Origin of the sequence: Aquabacterium sp. (assembly GCF_030652515.1) — a bacterium.
In the GTDB taxonomy this organism is placed as follows: Bacteria; Pseudomonadota; Gammaproteobacteria; order Burkholderiales; family Burkholderiaceae_C; genus Aquabacterium.
Window position 1 is genome coordinate 1 of sequence record NZ_JAUSAR010000034.1, and the last position, 19,251, is coordinate 19,251.

A 19,251-nucleotide genomic window follows, 5' to 3' on the forward strand; every position below is an offset into this window, starting at 1 on the left:
GCCTTGACGTCCTCAAAGACCTTCTCTTCGTAATCGACCAGGAAATCGCCAGTTTGGTTGGCAGGCTTGGTGACTTTGGGCATGAATCTTCTCCGGTGGTTGTGTTCGCCGCAAACGCTGCGTGCCCAGCCTGTTTTGCACACCATGTGCCACCAGACGCCCTGTGAAAAGCGATCAATCCGCGATCAAGTCCAAGCCATGCGCCATGCCGGCCAGAAAATATTTTTTGAAGGGTTTGGCGAGCACATGAATGACCGAGCAGCCGCGATCAATCGCGCACCGAAACCGCGCCAGACCATGCAATCAATGCCTCCGATCATCGACCTGCCATGCACCTTGATTGGGATTGACCTCGCTGGGGCGCTCATGCCATCAGGCACAAACCATGCAATCAATGAACCTCACTGACATGCAATCAATGAATGCGATCAATCGCCATGAGCAAACCCATCCAGCACTGGCTGCGCCGCCTTGAATCCAGCGAGCAGCCGGCCTACACCCTGATCGCCGACCTGATCGCCGAAGACCTGCGCAGCGGCCGCCTCACCGCGCGCGACCGCCTGCCCACCCTGCGCGAACTGGCCGATGACCTCAGTCTGAACTACACCACCGTGGCCAGAGCCTATGCCGAGGCCCGCAAGCGCGGCCTGATCGACTCTCGCCCCGGCTACGGCAGCTACGTGCGCGGCAGCAGCCCGTCCCTGCCCTTGCGCGGCGGCAGCGGCGCCGAGATGACCATGAACCTGCCGCCCGAGCCGCAAGACGCTGGCCTGCAGGCACGCATGCATGAAGGCGCCATGGACGTGATGGCCCGCGCTGATCTGTACGACCTGCTGCGCTACCAGGACTTTGGCGGATCCCCCCAGGACAAGGACGCCAGCGTGCAATGGCTGCGCCGCCACCTGCCTGATTGCGATGCATCGCGCGTGCTGGTCTGCCCCGGCATCCACAGCGCCCTGGCCGCGCTGGTGTCACAACTGGCCCGCCCCGGCGAGCTGATCTGCGTGGAAGCCCTGACCTACCCCGGCATCAAGGCCATCGCCACGCAGCTGGGCATCAAGCTGCACGCCTTGCCCCTGGACGACGACGGCCCCAGCGCCTTCGAGTTCGAGCAGGCCTGCAAAACGCTCAAGCCCAAAGCCCTGTATTGCAATCCCACCATGCTGAACCCGACCACGACCACGGTGACCAAAAGCCGCCGCGAAGCCCTGGCCGACATCGCCCTGCGCTACAGCGTCCCCATCATCGAAGACGACGCCTACGGCATGCTGCCCCGCCACGCGCCCACGCCCTTGGCCCTGCTCGCGCCGGAGCTCACCTACTACGTCACCGGCCTGAGCAAATGCCTGGGCGCCGGACTGCGCACCGCCTACGTCTGCGCGCCCAACGCCCGCAAGGCGCAGACCCTGGCTGGCGCCCTGCGCGCCACCACCGTCATGGCCTCGCCCATCACCAATGCGCTGGCCACGCGCTGGGTCACCGATGGCACGGCCGACGCCATGTTGCACGCCGTGCGCGCAGAGTCGATGGCACGCCAATCTCTGGCCAGCCACCACCTGGGGCAGCACCAGTTCCTGGCACAAGCCGAAGGCTTTCACCTGTGGTTGCCACTGTCATCCGCCTGGAGCACCGTGGAATTCGCGTCCTACTTGCGCACGCAAGGGGTGGGCGTGGTGGCCAGTGCGGCGTTCTCCACCGATGGCGATCCACCAGACGCGGTGCGCATCTGCCTGGGCGGACCGTTGTCGCGCGGTGAATGCGAAGACGCTTTGAGACTGATCGCCGACACGCTGGACCACCCGCTGCACCCCCACGCCACGGTGCGCTCCTGACATGACAAAAGCCCACCGCGCTTTCAGCAACGATGGGTTTGTTCAAAAAGTGTCTGGAGGCGCGACCCGGAGTCGAACCGGGCTAACCGGATTTGCAATCCGGGGCATAACCGCTTTGCTATCGCGCCGCAAATCTGCGTGATTCTGTACAAAAAAAGGAAGCCTGTGATCTCACGGGGCTTCCTTTTCGTGATTCGACTGATCAAGGATCTGGCGAATCGAAATGCTGGAGCGGGAAACGAGACTCGAACTCGCGACCTCAACCTTGGCAAGGTTGCGCTCTACCAACTGAGCTATTCCCGCATTGTTTGGCAACCGCACGGCAGTCATCAACCAAGACCGCAAGTATACACTTTTTTTAGCCTTGTTGGCAAACAGGTTGCACCAAAATCACGCTGTCACCGACCGCAGGCCGAGAGGCTGGGCTTACACTCTCGCCCGTGCCCCGGTGGTGAAATTGGTAGACACTGCAGACTTAAAATCTGCCGCCTGCGCAAGCGGCGTACCGGTTCGATTCCGGTCCGGGGCACCAATCTATTTCACGTAGCCACATTTGATGGATGGCTCAACCACCACCGCGCAGTACTGAAAAGCCTCTGCCCTGGTCGCGCCATTCCACAACTTGTAAGGCGCAAAACACGCCTCGCTTTCCCTGTACAGGCGCGTCATGCGTTCACACTCGATTTCCTGGCGCTGCGCTTCTGGCAGCGGCTCGTCGGCACCCAGGTCCGTTGGCATCGCTGGCGGCAAATAGACACTTCGATCCCGCAGCGACTTCTCGGCCAACGCCCTGCTTTTGGCTTCTTCGCGCTGGCGCTCGGTCAACTCGTGCGTTTTGTAATGGTCTCGCCGCACTTTGCCTTGGTGCCGCTCGGGCGGCCGGTCTGACGCATGCGATTTACCTTGCCCGTCTGTCCAGCGATAGACATCGGCGGCGCAAGCCATCGACATCACCGCCAAGCTCATCAGGAAGAATGCAAAACGCCCAGCCATGTTCCAACTCCTTCGCCACAAGGCTAATGCAATTTGAGTGTCCACGCAGTACCCATGCCCTGCTCACGGCACACCAATTGCCCAGATTTCATCCATGAACCATTCACCCCTTCGCCGCTCATTGCTGCTGGCCTGCGCTTCAGCCCCATTTTTCGCAGCCTGCACCACCGCCGCCACCGTGCCCGCTCCCAACGCCAAAAAAACGTTCACCGCCGAAGCGCTGCTGGCCCAACTGGAGGCCGGCTCGGGCGGTCGCCTGGGCGTGGCCGCTTTCGATGTGGCCAACAATGCCCATGTGCAGCACCGCGCCGATGAGCGCTTCCCGCTGTGCAGCACCTTCAAAGTCATGGCCGTGGGCGCGGTGCTCAACCGCAGCACCAAAGAGCCCGCCTTGATGCAGCAACGCATCGCCTATGACGCCAGCGACCTGGTCGCCCACTCACCCATCACCGGCAAGCATGTTGGCCAGGGCATGACGGTGGCTGATCTGTGCGCCGCCGCCCTTCAACACAGCGACAACACCGCCGCCAACCTGCTGATGAAGTTACTGGGCGGGCCTTCTGCGGTCACCGCATTCGCCCGTTCCATTGGTGATGAAACCTTTCGGCTGGACCGCTGGGAAACCGACTTGAACACCGCCATCCCCGGCGATCCTCGGGACACTTCCACACCCAACAACATGGCGCGCAGCCTGCAAGGCTTGGCATTGAACAACGTGCTGGCCGATCCTCAGCGTGATCAATTGCAGGCTTGGCTGCGCGGCAACACCACCGGGGCCACACGCATCCGCGCGGGCGTTCCGGCAGATTGGGTGGTGGGCGACAAAACGGGGGCGGGCGACCATGGCACCACCAACGACATCGCGGTGCTGTGGCCACCCACGGGGTCGCCCATCGTCCTGGCCATCTACTTCACGCAGCCTGACAAGGCGGCCCCCATGCGCAATGACGTGGTGGCGGCCGCAGCGCGCATCGTCGCCGAAGCACTGCACCGTCATCGGTGATGCTGATCTGGTACTGGGGAAGGGAGTGGAGGCGCGACCCGGAGTCGAACCGGGCTAACCGGATTTGCAATCCGGGGCATAACCGCTTTGCTATCGCGCCGTTTATGCAATCTTCTCATGCGAAAAAGGGAAGCCTTCGTTAAAACGGGGGCTTCCCTCTGCATTCTGGAGCGGGAAACGAGACTCGAACTCGCGACCTCAACCTTGGCAAGGTTGCGCTCTACCAACTGAGCTATTCCCGCATCGACTGTTTTGCGCTTGACTCTGTGAAGAGTGCAACCGTTTGGTGTGCCGGTTGCTGCAATCAGCGAAGACCTGAACTATACACCGATTTTGGTGCTTTCATCAAGCTTCGCTGATTTTTGCCAACAACAATCAGTGCTTCACGGCCTCGGTTGATGTCGGCGGCGCGGCCGCTGCGGGCGCAGCATCCGGCTTGACCTCCACCTTGGCCTCTTCCTCAGGCAAAGGCGTGGGCATGCGCTCCAAGGCAATTTCCAACACCTTGTCGATCCACTTCACGGGCACGATCTCGATGGCGCTCTTGACGTTCTCGGGGATCTCCTGAAGGTCCTTCACATTTTCTTCAGGGATGAGCACCGTCTTGATGCCACCACGGTGTGCGGCCAGCAGCTTCTCTTTCAAGCCACCGATGGCCGTGATCTCGCCTCGCAGCGTGATCTCGCCCGTCATGGCCACCGAGGCCTTGACAGGGATGCCCGTGAGCACCGACACCAGGGCTGTCGCCATGGCTGCGCCTGCACTCGGACCATCCTTGGGCGTGGCGCCATCAGGCACGTGGATGTGGATGTCGCGCTTCTCGAACGCCTCATCCTTGATGCCCAGGCGGGCAGCGCGGCTGCGCACCACCGTGCGGGCAGCCTCGACCGACTCCTTCATCACATCGCCCAGCGAACCCGTGCGGGTAATGACACCCTTGCCCGGCATGCTGGCCGATTCGATGGTGAGCAGATCGCCGCCCACTTCCGTCCACGCCAAGCCAACCACCTGGCCAACCTGGTTGTCCTTCGTCGCCTGCCCATAGTCATAGCGGCGCACCCCCAGGAAGTCGTTGAGGTTGTCCTCATTGACGACCACCTTGCCGGTGTATTGCTTCAGCGCCAGGCCCTTGACCACCTTGCGGCAGATCTTGGAGACTTCACGCTCAAGCGAACGCACACCAGCCTCGCGGGTGTAGTAACGGATCACGCCACGGATGGCGGATTCGGCCACTTCCAGCTCTTCGTCCTTCACGCCATTGTTCTTGCGCTGTTTGGGCAGCAAGTACGTTTGCGCGATCGAGACTTTCTCGTCCTCGGTGTAACCCGCCAGGCGGATCACTTCCATGCGGTCGAGCAAGGCGGGCGGGATGTTCAGCGAGTTGGACGTCGCCACGAACATCACATCCGACAAGTCGAAGTCGACCTCGATGTAGTGGTCGCCGAAGGTGTGGTTCTGCTCGGGGTCGAGCACCTCCAGCAGGGCCGACGACGGGTCGCCCCGGAAGTCCATGCCCAGCTTGTCGATCTCGTCCAGCAGGAACAGTGGATTGCGCGTGCCCACCTTGGAGAGCGATTGCAGCACCTTGCCCGGCATCGAGCCGATGTAAGTGCGGCGGTGACCACGGATCTCGGCCTCGTCACGCACGCCACCCAGGGCCATGCGAACGAACTTGCGACCGGTGGCGCGGGCAATCGACTGCCCCAGCGAGGTCTTGCCGACGCCCGGAGGGCCGACCAGGCACAGGATGGGCGCCTTGACCTTGTCCACACGTTGTTGGACAGCAAGATACTCAAGGATGCGTTCCTTGACCTTGTCCAGGCCATAGTGGTCTTCGTTCAAGACCGCTTCAGCGTTCGCCAGGTTGTGCTTGATCTTGGTCTTCTTGGCCCAAGGCAGCGCCACGATCGTGTCGATGAAGTTGCGCACCACGGTGGCCTCGGCCGACATGGGCGACATCAGGCGCAGCTTCTTGAGCTCTGCATCGGCCTTCTTGCGCGCCTCTTTGGGCATGCGAGCGGCTTCGATCTTCTTGGCCAGCTCTTCGAGGTCAGCGCCCTCTTCGCCTTCACCCAGTTCTTTCTGGATGGCCTTGACCTGCTCGTTCAGGTAGTACTCGCGCTGGGATTTCTCCATCTGACGCTTGACGCGGCCACGGATGCGCTTTTCGACCTGCAGGATGTCGACTTCGTGCTCGAGTTGTTCGAGCAGCTTTTCGAGGCGTTGCGAGACCGAGAAGAGGTCCAACACCGATTGCTTGGCTTCCAGCTTCAAAGGCAGGTGAGCGGCAATGGTGTCGGCCAGGCGGCCAGCGTCGTCGATGCCGGAGATCGAAGTGAGGATCTCGGGCGGGATCTTCTTGTTGAGCTTGACGTATTGGTCGAACTGCTGCGTCACGGCGCGGCGCAGGGCTTCGACTTCGGGCGTGACGTTGGCCTCGGGCTGCACGGGCACGACCACCGAGGTGAAGAACTCACCGGAATCGTCGATCGACGAAGTATTGGCGCGCTGCACGCCTTCGACCAGCACCTTGACGGTGCCATCGGGCAATTTCAGCATCTGCAAGATGCTGGAAACGCAACCGATTTCGAACATGTCCTCGGCCTTGGGTTCGTCTTTGCCTGCCGCTTTTTGAGCGACCAGCATGATCTGACGACCGGCTTCCATGGCGGCTTCGAGCGCCTTGATGGACTTGGGGCGACCCACGAACAGTGGGATCACCATGTGGGGAAAGACGACCACATCGCGCAGCGGCAGAAGCGGCAGGCTGATGGGATCAGAGGGAAGGATGGGATGTCCTGACATGATGGCCTTTCTTTGTCAGAGTCCCAGATGGGGCTCCAAAACCAAAACACAAGGGCGCCGGGTGACCGACACCCATCAGAGCAGGATGTTCAGAATCAAGCGCTGGCCTTGACCTGTTCCCGGTACACCAACAGGGGCTTGGCGTTTTCATCAATGGTGGGTTCATCCAGCACCACCTTTTGCACTCCTTCCTGGGTTGGCAATTCGAACATCGTGTCCAGCAAGGATTGCTCCAGGATGGACCTCAAACCACGGGCGCCGGTCTTGCGGTTCAGAGCCTTGCGGGCAATGGCCGTCAAGGCGGCAGGACGGATTTCCAACTCGACACCGTCCATGCCCAGCAGTTGTTGATACTGCTTGATCAGCGCGTTCTTGGGTTCGGTCAGGATGCGCACCAGGGCGTCTTCCGTCAACTCCCCCAGAGTGGCGACCACGGGCATGCGGCCAATCAGTTCGGGAATGATGCCGAACTTGATCAGATCTTCAGGTTCCACCTCGCGGAACACCTCAGAAAGCTTGCGGTCTTCCTTGCTCTTGACCGAGGCGCCAAAACCGATGCCGGACTTGACCGAACGGTTCTGGATGATCTTTTCCAAGCCATCGAAGGCGCCACCGCAGATGAACAGGATGTTGGTCGTGTCGATCTGCAAGAAGTCTTGATTAGGGTGCTTGCGGCCACCTTGTGGAGGCACCGAAGCCATCGTGCCTTCGATCAACTTCAGCAGTGCTTGTTGCACGCCCTCACCCGACACATCACGCGTGATCGACGGGTTGTCGGACTTGCGCGAAATCTTGTCGATTTCGTCGATGTAGACAATGCCGCGCTGGGCCTTGTCGACCTCGTAATTGCAGTTCTGCAGCAGCTTCTGGATGATGTTCTCGACGTCTTCGCCCACGTAACCGGCTTCGGTCAGCGTGGTGGCGTCGGCGATCACGAAAGGCACGTTGAGCAGGCGGGCCAGCGTCTGCGCCAGCAAGGTCTTGCCGGAACCCGTGGGGCCGATCAGCAGGATGTTGCTCTTGGACAGCTCGATGTCTGGCTTTTTGCCATCGCCCGCGCCCATGTGGCGCAAGCGCTTGTAGTGGTTGTACACCGCCACCGACAGCGTGCGCTTGGCGGTGTCCTGCCCGATCACGTACTGGTCCAACTGGGCCTTGATCTCGCCAGGGGTGGGTAAATCGCTCTTGGCGGGGCGGGTGGTGTGCTCTGCCTCGGCGGCAACCTCATCACGGATGATGTCGTTGCACAGGTCGATGCACTCGTCGCAAATGAAGACCGACGGGCCGGCGATGAGCTTCTTGACCTCGTGCTGGCTCTTACCGCAGAAGGAGCAGTACAGGATCTTTTCGCTGGAAGAGCCTTTTTTTTCGGACATGGGGCAGGCCTGTCAGTGAGTCAGCAAATGTTGGTGATGATGATAAGTCAAACGCCTTGGGAGGCGGCCGGTCGAAGAAGAAGCCTTTGCTGGGGCTTTACCTCGGATCCGGCCTGCCCGCGCATCAGGAAGCTGCGGCCTGGCGCTTTTCCAGCACTTTGTCGATCAAACCGTAGGTGGCGGACTCCGAAGCGGACATGTAGTAGTCGCGCTCGGTGTCCAACTGGATCTTTTCCAGGGATTGGCCCGTGCGCTCGGCCAGGATGCGGTTGAGCTGCTCACGGGTTTTCAGGATCTCGCGAGCGTGGATCTCGATGTCCGTGGCCTGGCCTTGCGTGCCGCCCAAGGGCTGGTGGATCATGATCTTGGAGTTGGGCAAGGCAAAACGCTTGTCCTTGGCGCCCGCGGCCAGCAGGAAGGCGCCCATGCTGGCGGCCATGCCCATGCACAAGGTGGACACGTCAGGCTTGATGAACTGCATGGTGTCGAAGATCGACATGCCCGCGCTCACGCTGCCGCCTGGCGAATTGATGTAAAGCGAAATGTCCTTGTCAGGGTTTTCGCTCTCCAGGAACAGCAGCTGTGCCACGACCAGGTTGGCCGATTGGTCGTTGACCGGTCCCACCAGGAAAACCACCCGCTCGCGCAGCAAACGGCTGTAGATGTCGTAGGCGCGTTCGCCGCGGCCTGATGTCTCGATGACCATGGGCACCAAGCCCAGGTTTTGTGTGTCCAGTGCGCTCATGTGCTTCCTTAGGGAATATTCAATGCGTGATTTGATTATGGCGCCTCGGAAGGCCCGCCAGAACGCCGGAAAAAGCGGGAGAGTGTCCTTGTCGTCTTTCCGTTGCTAGGACGCACATGGGGGCGTTCCGACAAAATAAAAGGCACCTGCCTCCACTGGGGATTGGCAGGTGCCTTTGCCGGGGCCGAAACCCCGGTCGGACAGGGGCAAATCAGCCTTGCTGGCCCATCAGTTCTTCAAAGCCCAGGCCTTTGTCGGTGACTTTGGCCTTGGTCAGGATGAAATCGACCACATTGGCCTCGATCACCACGGCTTCGACTTCGGCCATGCGTTGGCGGTCGCTCATGTACCAAGCCACCACTTGCTGGGGCTGCTCGTAGCTTTGCGACAGCTCGGCAATGTGCTCTTGCAACTGCTCGGGCTTGGCTTGCAGGTTGTTGGTGCGCACCAACTCGCCCACGATCAGGCCCAGGCGCACGCGGCGCTCGGCTTGAGGCTGGAACATTTCGGCGGGGATCGGGGCCTTGTCGGCATCCTTGACACCACGGGCCTTCAGGTCGGCGCGGGCGCCTTCCACCAGGCGGTCGGTTTCGGCGGCGACCAAAGACTTGGGCACGTCGAACTCGGCGATCTTGAGCAGCGCGTCCATGGTGGCAGCCTTGTTGCGGCTGGCCACGCGGAACTTCACTTCACGCTCGAGGTTCTTCTTGATGTCAGCGCGCAGCGCTTCGATCGAAGACTCGGGCAGGCCCAGGCTGGCGACGAACTCTTCGTTCACTTCGGGCAGGTTTTGCGCTTCCAGCTTCTTCAGGGTCACCAGGAAGTCGGCTTCCTTGCCGGCCACGTCTTTGCCGTGGTAGTCGTCAGGGAACTTCAGGGGGAAAGTCTTGGACTCGCCCGTCTTCATGCCGCGCACAGCCTTCTCGAAAGCTTCGAGCATCTGGCCTTCGCCCAGCAGGAACTGGTAGCCCTCGGCCTTGCCGCCGTCAAACGGCACGCCGTCGATCTTGCCTTCGAAGTCGATGGTGACGCGGTCACCATCGGCAGCGACATCAGTGGCCGCGCGTTGTTCGAACGTGCGGCGTTGCTTGCGCAGGATCTCGACGGTGCGGTCGATGGCGGCTTCGTTGACTTCGGCGGTCACGCGCTCGACTTCGGCGGTGGCCAGATCGCCGATGACGACTTGGGGATAGACCTCGAAGGTGGCGTCGAACAGCAGTTTGCCTTCTTCAGCGGACGAGCCTTCTTTTTCCGCGATGCGGGGCTGGCCAGCGACGCGCAGTTGCGCTTCGGCCGTGGCCTTGGAGAAGGCTTGGCCAACTTGGTCGTTGACAACTTCGTACTGGACGGAATAGCCGTAGCGCTGGGCGACCACGGTCATGGGCACTTTGCCAGGACGGAAGCCGTCTACCTTGACGGTGCGGGCCAGCTTCTTCAAGCGGGCGTCGACTTCGTTCCTGAGCACGTCGGCTGGCAGCGACAGCGTGATGCGTCGTTCCAGCTTGTCGAGGGTCTCCACGGTGACAGCCATGTTATGTACTCTCAAAATTAGGTGATTGATAAAAGGCCTGGTGCGCGGGGGGGGACTCGAACCCCCACACCATTGCTGGCGTCAGGACCTAAACCTGGTGCGTCTACCAATTTCGCCACCCGCGCATCGACTTTGACAACCGGACTGCACTGATGCAGCCAAGTAGGCTATTTGGTCGGAACCGCCGATTCTACCGTGCCCTGAGCACAGTTTTCACCAGCGGCGACCCTCATGCGGGCCTGCGTACCCGGAACCAGGCCGCGTACATGGCCGGCAGGGCCAGCAGGGTCAAGGCGGTGGCCACGATCAGGCCACCCATGATGGCGACGGCCATGGGCCCCCAGAACACGCTGCGGGTCAGGGGAATCATGGCCAGCACGGCGGCGGCGGCGGTCAGCACGATCGGACGGAAACGGCGCACCGCCGCACCGACGATGGCGTCCCAGTCGGCCACGCCTTGGGCACGGTCCTGCTCGATCTGGTCGATCAGGATGACGGAGTTGCGCATGATCATGCCCATCAGGGCCACCACACCCAGCAAGGCGACAAAGCCGAACGGCCGGTTCAGCAGCAGCAATGCAGCCGCCACACCCGCGATGCCCATGGGGCCGGTCAGGAACACCAGCAAGGCGCGCGAGAAGCTTTGCAGTTGCAGCATCAACAGGGTGAAGATGATGAACAGCATGGCAGGCATGTTGGCGAAGATCGAGCCCTGGCCCTTGCTGCTTTCTTCGGCCGTGCCGGCCAGCTCGACGTGGAAGCCAGGGGGCATCTTTTGCTGCAGGGCCATCATCTGCGGCCACAAGGCCGTGCTGACGGTGGGCCCTTGCGTGCCTTCGGTGACATCACCCTGCACGGTGATGGCGAAGTGGCGGCCTTCACGCCACAGCACGCCAGGCTCCCACACCAGCTGCGGCTTGCCCACCTGCAGCACCGGGACCATGCGGCCGTTGGCAGTGGGGATGTAGGAGTTGTCCAGCGCGCTCAAGGTGGCACGCTCCGACAAAGGCGTGCGCATGACGATGTCGATGAGGCGGTCCTGGTCGCGGTACTGGCCCACGGTGGTGCCCGAGGTGGTCACGCGGATGGCTTGTGCGATCGACTGGCTGGTCACACCCAGGGCCCGCGCCTTGGACTGGTCCACGACCAGGCGGATGGCCTTGACCTGTTCGTTCCAGTTGTCGTTGACACCCGTCATGTTGGGGTGGGCACGCATCAAGGTCTTGGCTTCTTCAGCCCAGTGGCGCAGTTGGGTGGGATCCTCTCCCACGATGCGGAACTGCACCGGGTAAGGCACCGGCGGACCGTTGGGCAACAGGCGCAGGCGGCCTCGCACTTCCGGGAACTCGGTGGCCAGCAATTCGGGCAAGCGGGCGCGGAGCGTTTCGCGCATCTGCGGGTCAGTCGGCATGACCACCGCCTGGCTGACGTTGCTCTGCGGGAAGATCTGGTCCATGGGCAGGTAGAAGCGCGGCACGCCAGAGCCGATCCAGGTGCTGACGGACTTGACGCCCTCTTCCTTCATGATCCGCGCCTCGAAACGCTTGGCCACGGCCTCGGTGGCGTCAAAGCTGGTGCCTTCGGGCATCCAAAGGTCCACGATCAGCTCGGGGCGGCTGGAGTCGGGGAAAAACTGCTGTTGCACCTTGCCCATGCCGAGCACGCCCAGCACCAGGGCCAGGATGGTCAGGCCGATGGTGATCCAGCGGTGTTCCACGCACCAGTTCACCAGGGCCTTGAAACGCCGGTAGAACGGGGTGTCATGCAGATCGGCCTTGGGCGCACCGTCCACCGTCTGAACCTTGGGCCGCGTCTTGAGCAGGTGCTGACCCAGGTAAGGCACAAAATAGACCGAGACCACCCAGGACACGATCAAGGCGGCGGCCGTGACGGCGAAGATGGCGAAGGTGTATTCGCCCACCGCCGATTGCGCCAGGCCGATGGGCAGGAAGCCCGCCGCGGTGATCAGCGTGCCGGTCAGCATGGGCATGGCGGTGATGTCGTAGGCGGCGGTGGCGGCGGCGACCTTGTCATAGCCCTCCTCCAGCTTGTGCACCATCATTTCGACCGCGATGATGGCGTCGTCCACCAGCAGGCCCAGGGCAATGATCAACGCCCCCAACGAGATTTTGTGCAGGCCCACATTCCAGAAGTACATGATCAGGAAGGTGACGGCCAGCACCAGCGGGATGGTGATGGCCACCACCAGGCCAGGCCAGATGTCCAGTCGCAATGGCTTGGTGTGCAGGCCCAGGCTGATGAAGCTGACGGCCAGCACCACGGCCACGGCCTCAATCAGCACGCGAACGAACTCACCCACCGAGCTGGACACCGATTTGGGCTGGTCCTGGATCTGGTCCAGCTCGATGCCCACAGGCAGGTCGGCGTGCAGCTTGTCGGCGGCGGCGGTCAGGTTCTTGCCCAACTGGATGATGTCACCGCCCTTGGCCATGGAGATGCCCACCGCGATGATGTCCTTGCCGTTGTGGCGAACCTTGGTGGTCGCAGGTGACTCGTACGCGCGGCGGATGGTGGCGACATCGCCAAGCCGGGCGGTTCGGGCTTGGCCCGTGGCCGGATTGACGGCCCGGATGGGCATCTGACGCAGCTGGTCGATCGAGGTGAATGCCCCGGTGATGCGCATCTGGATGCTGTCGTTCGCACCCGAGTACACCCCCGCGCCCTCGATGCCATTCTGGGCATTGAGTTGCTGGATGAATTCGCCCATGTTCAGCCCCATCTGGGCCAGCTTTTGCTGAGGCACCTCCATGAAGATCTTTTCGGGCTGCACGCCGAACAGCTCGACCTTGGCCACGCTGGGCACGCGCAAGAATTGCGAGCGCACCTTTTCAGCGAACTGGCGCAACTCTTCGGGTGTGAAGCCATCGGCCGACAAGGCGTAGATGGAGCCGTACACGTCACCGAATTCGTCGTTGAAGAACGGCCCGACCACGCCAGGCGGCAAGGTCTGCTTGATGTCGCCAACCTTCTTGCGCACCTGGTACCAGAGGTTGGGGATCTCCTTGGGCGGTGAAGAATCCTTGACCTGCATGAAGGTCAGCGATTCGCCCGGTTTGCTGTACGAGCGGATCACGTCCGCATAAGGCACTTCCTGCAGCGTGCGCTCGATCTTGTCAGTGACCTGCTCGGCCATCTCTTGCGCAGTGGCACCTGGCCAGTAAGCCCGAACCACCATGATCCGGAAGGCAAAGGGCGGGTCTTCATCCTGCCCCAACTGGAAGTAGGCGGCCAGGCCCAGCAGCATGAGCACCACCATCAGGTAGCGCGTAAGGGCCGGGTGCTCCAGCGCCCAGCGGGACAGGTTGAAATGACGGGCCGAAGGATCGGGCAGTTTCTTGACGATGTCGGTCACAGCGATCTCCTGGCGATCACTGTGAAACGGCGGGCTGGCTGACCGATGCGGCCGCCGGTGGCGCTGCGGCCAGGTCCAGTGCCGTTTGATAGCGCTTGACCTTCTGACCGGGTTTGAGCACGTGCACCCCGGCGGTCACGATCTCTTGCCCGGCCTTGAGCCCACTGGCCACGATCACGATGTTGCCGGTGACGTCGGCGGTGACCACGGGCTGAGCCTTGACGGTCATGCTGCTGCCATCAAGCACCCACACGGCCGAGCGGCCATTCTGTTCGACCAAAGCTTGCAAGGGCACTCTTAATCCACCGGCGAAGCGCACAGGGGTGCTCAAGGCCACGGTGGCGGTTTGCCCCAACTCGTAGGCGCCCTGCCCCACGTCAGCCTTGACCAGGAAAGTGCGGGTCACGCTGTCGGTGGCGGCTGAGACTTCACGGATTTTGGCGGGCAGCCATTCCTGTGTGCCCCAACGGCGCACCTTGATGGCACCAGGCTTGTTCAGCAAGGCGCGCATGGTGGGCGCCATGTCTTCAGGCACCGAGAACAGCGCGTCGCGCGGGCCGTCCTGGGCCAAGGTCAGCACGGGCGTGCCCGCGCTCACCACCTGACCAGGCTCGGCGTCCACTGCCGTGATGACGCCAGAGGCATTCGCCGTCAAGGTGGCGTAAGTGGCCTGGTTGCCCTGCACACCGGCCTGCGCGCGCGCCTGGCGCAAGCTGGCCTCGGCCGACTTCAGGGCGGTGCTGTGACGGTCCAGCTCCGCCGCGCTGATGAAGCCCTGGCCCTTGAGCTCGTTGAAGCGCTTGAAGTCAGCCGCTGCCTGGGCGGCATTGGCCTCGGCAGCCGCCAATCCAGCACGGGCCGATTCCTGCGTCAAAGTCAGATCCTGGGGATCCAGCTGTGCCAGCACTTGCCCCGGCTTGACGGCCTGCCCCAACTCAACCTGGCGACGCAACACCTTGCCAGGCACCCGAAAGCTCAAGCGGGACTCGATGCGCGCACGGATCTCCGCGGAGAACTCCCGATCGACCGCGCCACCCGTTTCACTCAACACCAGGGTGCGCACAGCCCGGACCGGCTCAGGAGCCGGGGGCGTTTTGCCGCAACCCACGGTGGCCAGCAACAAAGGGGTTGCCAGGACAAACGCAAAAAGCCGGGTCCGAGGGGGCATGCTCATGAGGTCGCTCAATTGATGGAGGGCCATGGCAGCGGCACATGGTTCATCCCTGTCATGGTGTGAATCCGCTGACTTTCAGGTCGTCATCGTAACTGACCAACGGGTCAGTAATCTGATTTTTTGCGAGAGCACCGCACCAATGGCGACAATGTGGCGTCTTTGTCCACATCCAGCCCATGCCTCAAACCCCCAATGCCCCCCTGCCCCTGATCAGGCCGGGCAGCAGTCACTACTATGCGCTGCAATCCGCCCCACTGGCACTTCGCCCGTCCCTGCAAGCCTGGGTTCATTTTTGGCACGAGGTCAGCGCCATTCCCTTGACGGTGAACGACCCGGGTGTGGCCCAGACCAAACTGGCCTGGTGGCATCAGGAGGTGCGAAACAGCTTTGACGGCCAACCCGCTCATCCACTGACCAGACCATTGGCCCAGCCTGTGCCTGCCCCGGGGCAATGGCCGCCACAAGACTTGTGGTTGGCGCAGGTGGATGGCATGCAAGCCCTGGTGCAACAGACTCGGTGGCTGGACGAGGTCAGCCAGAAAAAACATGCCTTGGCCACCACCGGCGCCGCCTGCGAAGCGGCAGCCCACCTGCTGGGTGCCCGGTCGCCCGCCGCACTGTCAGCCGCCCGGGAACTGGGCTGGGGGCTGCGACAAGCCCACCATCTGAGCCGCTTGGGGCAGGACGCTCGGCTAGGCTGGCTGCACACCCCGGTCAGCATCCTGCAGCAGCACGATGTGAAGGCGCATGAACTGCTGCGCCCTTCGCCAGGCCAGGCGCCTGAACATTGGCCCGCGCTGTTGACCTACCTGCATGCGCAGGCCCGCCAAAACTTGACGGCGTCATGGCACGCCATCGCCCAACTGCCCCGAGCTGAGCGACAGACACTGCGCCCTCTGGCCGTGTTGGCGGCATTGCAGATCGCTTTGATTGACGAGATTGCCGCACAAGGCGCGCGCGTGCTGCACGAACGCATCATGCTGACGCCACTGCGCAAATGGTGGATCGCCACCCAAGTGCGCTGGGCTTGGTTTTCAGCGTCCGAACGGTGAGGCCAGAGGCTCGCCCACAAACAAACCTTGCTGAGGCCAAGCCACGCTTTTCCAGTAGGCCTCCAGGGCCGTGGCGCCTTGCAGATAGAACCCGATCAAGGCCTGGGGGTGTGGAAACTTCTGCAGATGAGCGCAGGGCTCGCTGGTCGTGCCGTAGCTGGCGGTGACCCCGGCATCAATCCACGACAGCACCGTCATCTGCCCGTGAGGCTTGTCCAGGATGCCGCCAAACGAGGTCAAGTGATCCCCCAGCGCGCCAGGAACAAACTCGTTGGTGTCCAGAAAATCCACCTGCGTAAGCCCGGTTTGATACAACAAGACGCGGTCAGCGTTTTTCAAGGCATCAGTCTGGTCCAGGTGAACGTCCACGCCAAAGGGTGGGTTGCTGCCCGCTGGTGGAAACAGTTGCTGGCGCACGCTGCGAATCTTGTCCGTGGTGGTGACGAAATGGGCATTCACCGCAGGCGCACCTCGCAGCCCCAAGGTTCCGTCAGAACGCACGCCTCGGTCAATCAAGGCCTTGGCTGAATCGGCATCCTTGGCCGCCAGCAGCATGCTCAAGCGCATGCGGTGATCCTTGAAGGGTTTGGTGGAGCTGGAGCCGAAATAGGTGGAAGCTTTCGATGGCGCGGCACAAGTGTTAGAGCACAACTTGGCGTCATAGCCCATGGCCAGCGCCCCGGTGATGGAATTGCAGTTCACCCCAAAAGGCAGCCGCCACGTCAATGCCAGCGCCTCAACCTTGGCGCCAAAGAAATCGTCGATCTGCTTTTTGAAATCCTCGAACTCATCAGGCGCCAGGGTGGCCTTCATCGGCAGGCTCAGCCGAAGCACCCGGCTGGCAGGAATGCCGCGCGCCTTGGCGTAGTACTCGCCGATCTGGACGGAATATGGATCATCGGTGTTGATGACCACGCCGAGGTCTTTGGCCGTGAGGTGCCCAAAAACACGGGGCATGGTCATCCATCGACGCCCTGATGCCGCAGAGGCGGCACTGGCCGCCGCCTCACTGAACTCGGCCGCCAGGGAGGGCACCGCCGCATTCAATGAGGGCGGGCAGAGGAGGAAACCCGCCGCCAATCCGCCGACCCAACCCGCCCGAACCAGTGCTTCATGGAAGATATTTTTCATAAGGCGTTATCAAATCCCGGAAAGTGGGCTGATGTGCCCCTATATGGGCCTCAAGCCACTGATTATTTCGCCGAATGACGAGGGATCCCACCTTTCAAAATGGTTTGCCACAAAGGAAAACCCGATGAGTGAATCCACTTCGCCCTCCACTTCGATCCAGGTCATGGCCAGAATGTTCAGTCTTTTGGACGCATTGGCCCATGAAGGAGACTCCGTTTCGCTGAAAACCGTGAGCGAACGCACGGGTTTGCACCCCTCGACGGCCCACCGCATCCTCAACGATCTGGCCGTGGGCGGTTTTGTCGAACGATCCGGCCCCGGCACATACCGCCTGGGCTTGCGTTTGCTGCAACTGGGCAACCTGGTCAAGTCCCGCCTGGATGTGCGCGACCTGGCCATGCGCCCCATGCAGGAACTGCACCGCCTGACCGGTCAGACCGTGGCTTTGCATGTTCGCCAGGACGATGAATCAGTTTGCGTGGAGCGCACCAGCAGTGAACGCAATGGCATCCAGGTCAACCGGGTGCTCGGCGCCCGCACGCCTTTGGTCGCCAGTGCATCAGGCAAGGTGCTGATCAGCCAATGGACGGCGGCGCAGTTGTACACGCTGGCCCAAGCCAACGGCACCCGCGCTGACACCCTGCACACCGAGCTGCAAAACATCCGCGCGAATGGCCTGGCGGTCGATGGTGATTCGGTGGAAGCCGCACAGCAACAAGCGGCGGCACCCGTCATTGACGACCATGGCCAGGTCGTGGCCAGCCTGGCCTTGAACACCGCCAGCTTGCGGCTGAGTGCCGAGTGGGGCGAGGCCCTGAAGGGGGCAGCCGCCCGGATCTCGACATCCATGGGCTGGTCGGGGCGCTGAGCAGGCAGGGGGCCCTCTCTCCAGACATGAAAAAAGGCCCCGCAGGGCCTTTTTCTTTGAGCTGCCCGAGCCATTCAGGCAGGCACGTGATCCATCAGGACGTGACCTTGGGAATGGCGATCAGGTCGGCAGAACCACGCGGCACCGGAGGTGCCGTTTCAATCCAGCGGCGCACACGCTCGGCATCGGCCTGACGCGAGTACTTGCCCGTGGAATCGAGGAACACCATGATCAGCTTGCGACCCGCCATGCGGGCTTGCAAGACCAGGCAGCGGCCAGCTTCGACGATGTAACCGGTTTTTTGCAGACCGATGTCCCAGTTGGGGCTGCGCACCAGGCTGTTGGTGGTGCGGAACTGAAGCTGGCGTGCGCCGAGGTGAACGGCATACTCGCGCGAAGTGGACAGCTCACGGATCAAAGGCTGCTGGTAGGCGGCTTTGACCAGGATGGCCAGATCGCGGGCGCTGGATTGGTTCTTGCTGCTCAAGCCGGTGGGCTCGACATACTTGGTGTCGGCCATGCTCAAGAGCTGCGCCTTGCGGTTCATCGCCACCACGAAGGCCTGCATGCCGCCTGGGTAGATGCGGCCCAAAGCATGCGCCGCGCGGTTTTCAGATGACATCAAGGCCAGGTGCAGCAATTCACCCCGGGTCAGCGTGGCACCCACGGCCAGGCGTGAACTGCTGTTCTTTTCGGTGTCCACATCGTCAGAGGTGATGGTGATGGACTCGTCCAGCGACAACTTGGCCTCGACCACCACCATGGCGGTCATCAGCTTGGTCAGCGAGGCAATCGGCAACACCGCTTCGGAATTCTTGGAAAACAGAACCTCGTTGGTGTCCTGATCCATCACGAAAGCCACGCTGGACTTGAGATCCAGCGGATCAGCAGTGTGGTGCAGACCATAAAGCTGGCCGAAAGAGGCGCCCGATGCTGCGGACACGCCAACGGCAGCACCAACCGCCGTGGCCTTGGTGACCGAGCGGCTGACGGGCGTAGCCCGTGACTTCACCAGGGGCCTGCGAGCTGGGGCCCGGGAGATCTTGGCGGGCGCGCGCGCACGAACCACGCGGGATTTGCGCACATTGCTGGCTTTGACCTTGTTGCCTTGAACGACACGCGAAGACTTGGCAGTGGCGGTGGTGCGAGCTTTGGACTTGGTTTTGGCTTTGGCCTCGGCCAGGCCTGGTGTACTCAGGGCCAGGCAGGCCACCGACAGCATCACCAACAACGTCAAACAACTTTTCTTGAACTTCTTGAGCACGACCATCACAGCCCTTTCGTCACAGTGCGAAGTGTAATTAAAAAGGCGCGCCAGATCAATGACTTACGCGCCTTTTGTAAAGTGACCTCGCCATTCAGGCCATC

The 19,251-nt window shown here is 61.9% G+C and carries 13 protein-coding genes and 6 tRNA genes; 5 read left to right on the forward strand and 14 right to left on the reverse strand.

Annotated features, from left to right (window positions below):
• Window positions 1–437 precede the first annotated feature (437 nt).
• Window positions 438–1,832: a PLP-dependent aminotransferase family protein gene (locus Q7V20_RS04545; protein WP_304787650.1), complete on the forward strand. Its 1,395-nt coding sequence runs from the start codon at window positions 438–440 to the stop codon at window positions 1,830–1,832.
• 54 nt (window positions 1,833–1,886) lie between these two features.
• Here the strand turns inward: Q7V20_RS04545 and Q7V20_RS04550 are convergent.
• Both Q7V20_RS04550 and Q7V20_RS04555 read right to left on the reverse strand, forming a co-directional pair.
• Window positions 1,887–1,960, reverse strand: a tRNA-Cys gene (locus Q7V20_RS04550).
• 99 nt (window positions 1,961–2,059) lie between these two features.
• Window positions 2,060–2,135, reverse strand: a tRNA-Gly gene (locus tag Q7V20_RS04555).
• A gap of 139 nt (window positions 2,136–2,274) precedes the next feature.
• Here Q7V20_RS04555 and Q7V20_RS04560 point away from each other — a divergent pair.
• Window positions 2,275–2,364: transfer RNA gene (locus Q7V20_RS04560), tRNA-Leu, on the forward strand.
• A 2-nt stretch (window positions 2,365–2,366) separates the two neighbouring features.
• Here Q7V20_RS04560 and Q7V20_RS04565 read toward each other — a convergent pair.
• Window positions 2,367–2,825, reverse strand: coding sequence for a DUF4124 domain-containing protein (locus Q7V20_RS04565; protein WP_304787652.1), 459 nt, complete (start codon window positions 2,823–2,825; stop codon window positions 2,367–2,369).
• Between the two features lie 94 nt (window positions 2,826–2,919).
• Between Q7V20_RS04565 and bla the strand changes: the two genes are divergently transcribed.
• A complete protein-coding gene (gene bla, locus Q7V20_RS04570) occupies window positions 2,920–3,828 on the forward strand; it encodes a class A beta-lactamase (protein WP_304787654.1) in 909 nt (302 codons plus the stop codon).
• Window positions 3,829–3,854: 26 nt separating this feature from the next.
• On the opposite strand, the gene Q7V20_RS04575 is transcribed toward bla, so the two are convergent.
• From Q7V20_RS04575 to Q7V20_RS04615, 9 genes are all read right to left on the reverse strand, one after another.
• Window positions 3,855–3,928: transfer RNA gene (locus tag Q7V20_RS04575), tRNA-Cys, on the reverse strand.
• Between the two features lie 66 nt (window positions 3,929–3,994).
• Window positions 3,995–4,070 (reverse strand) — tRNA-Gly (locus Q7V20_RS04580).
• 133 nt (window positions 4,071–4,203) lie between these two features.
• Window positions 4,204–6,633, reverse strand: coding sequence for an endopeptidase La (gene lon / locus Q7V20_RS04585; RefSeq protein WP_304787657.1), 2,430 nt, complete (start codon window positions 6,631–6,633; stop codon window positions 4,204–4,206).
• 95 nt (window positions 6,634–6,728) lie between these two features.
• On the reverse strand, window positions 6,729–8,009 hold the full coding sequence (gene clpX / locus Q7V20_RS04590; RefSeq protein ID WP_304787659.1) for an ATP-dependent Clp protease ATP-binding subunit ClpX: 1,281 nt from the start codon (window positions 8,007–8,009) through the stop codon (window positions 6,729–6,731).
• 124 nt (window positions 8,010–8,133) lie between these two features.
• Window positions 8,134–8,754 (reverse strand): ATP-dependent Clp endopeptidase proteolytic subunit ClpP, encoded by a 621-nt coding sequence (clpP, locus tag Q7V20_RS04595; protein ID WP_304787661.1) that lies wholly within the window; start codon window positions 8,752–8,754, stop codon window positions 8,134–8,136.
• A 211-nt stretch (window positions 8,755–8,965) separates the two neighbouring features.
• Complete coding sequence (gene tig / locus Q7V20_RS04600) at window positions 8,966–10,285, reverse strand: trigger factor (protein WP_304787663.1); 1,320 nt, start codon at window positions 10,283–10,285, stop codon at window positions 8,966–8,968.
• 38 nt (window positions 10,286–10,323) lie between these two features.
• A tRNA-Leu gene (locus Q7V20_RS04605) sits at window positions 10,324–10,410 on the reverse strand.
• Between the two features lie 104 nt (window positions 10,411–10,514).
• Window positions 10,515–13,658, reverse strand: coding sequence for an efflux RND transporter permease subunit (locus tag Q7V20_RS04610; protein WP_304787665.1), 3,144 nt, complete (start codon window positions 13,656–13,658; stop codon window positions 10,515–10,517).
• A gap of 16 nt (window positions 13,659–13,674) precedes the next feature.
• Complete coding sequence (locus Q7V20_RS04615) at window positions 13,675–14,832, reverse strand: efflux RND transporter periplasmic adaptor subunit (protein WP_304787667.1); 1,158 nt, start codon at window positions 14,830–14,832, stop codon at window positions 13,675–13,677.
• A gap of 176 nt (window positions 14,833–15,008) precedes the next feature.
• Here Q7V20_RS04615 and Q7V20_RS04620 point away from each other — a divergent pair, with 176 nt between their 5' ends.
• Window positions 15,009–15,884, forward strand: a complete 876-nt coding sequence (locus Q7V20_RS04620; protein ID WP_304787668.1) for a squalene/phytoene synthase family protein — start codon at window positions 15,009–15,011, stop codon at window positions 15,882–15,884.
• Here Q7V20_RS04620 and Q7V20_RS04625 read toward each other — a convergent pair.
• On the reverse strand, window positions 15,867–17,015 hold the full coding sequence (locus tag Q7V20_RS04625; protein ID WP_304787670.1) for a TIGR03790 family protein: 1,149 nt from the start codon (window positions 17,013–17,015) through the stop codon (window positions 15,867–15,869). The genes Q7V20_RS04620 and Q7V20_RS04625 overlap by 18 nt on opposite strands.
• 124 nt (window positions 17,016–17,139) lie before the next feature.
• Here Q7V20_RS04625 and Q7V20_RS04630 point away from each other — a divergent pair, with 124 nt between their 5' ends.
• Window positions 17,140–17,883, forward strand: coding sequence for an IclR family transcriptional regulator (locus Q7V20_RS04630; protein WP_304787672.1), 744 nt, complete (start codon window positions 17,140–17,142; stop codon window positions 17,881–17,883).
• Window positions 17,884–17,977: 94 nt separating this feature from the next.
• Here Q7V20_RS04630 and pbpG read toward each other — a convergent pair whose 3' ends face one another.
• The gene (gene pbpG, locus Q7V20_RS04635) at window positions 17,978–19,153 is read right to left on the reverse strand and encodes a D-alanyl-D-alanine endopeptidase (RefSeq protein WP_304787674.1); all 1,176 of its coding nucleotides are present in this window, start codon (window positions 19,151–19,153) and stop codon (window positions 17,978–17,980) included.
• Window positions 19,154–19,251 lie beyond the last annotated feature (98 nt).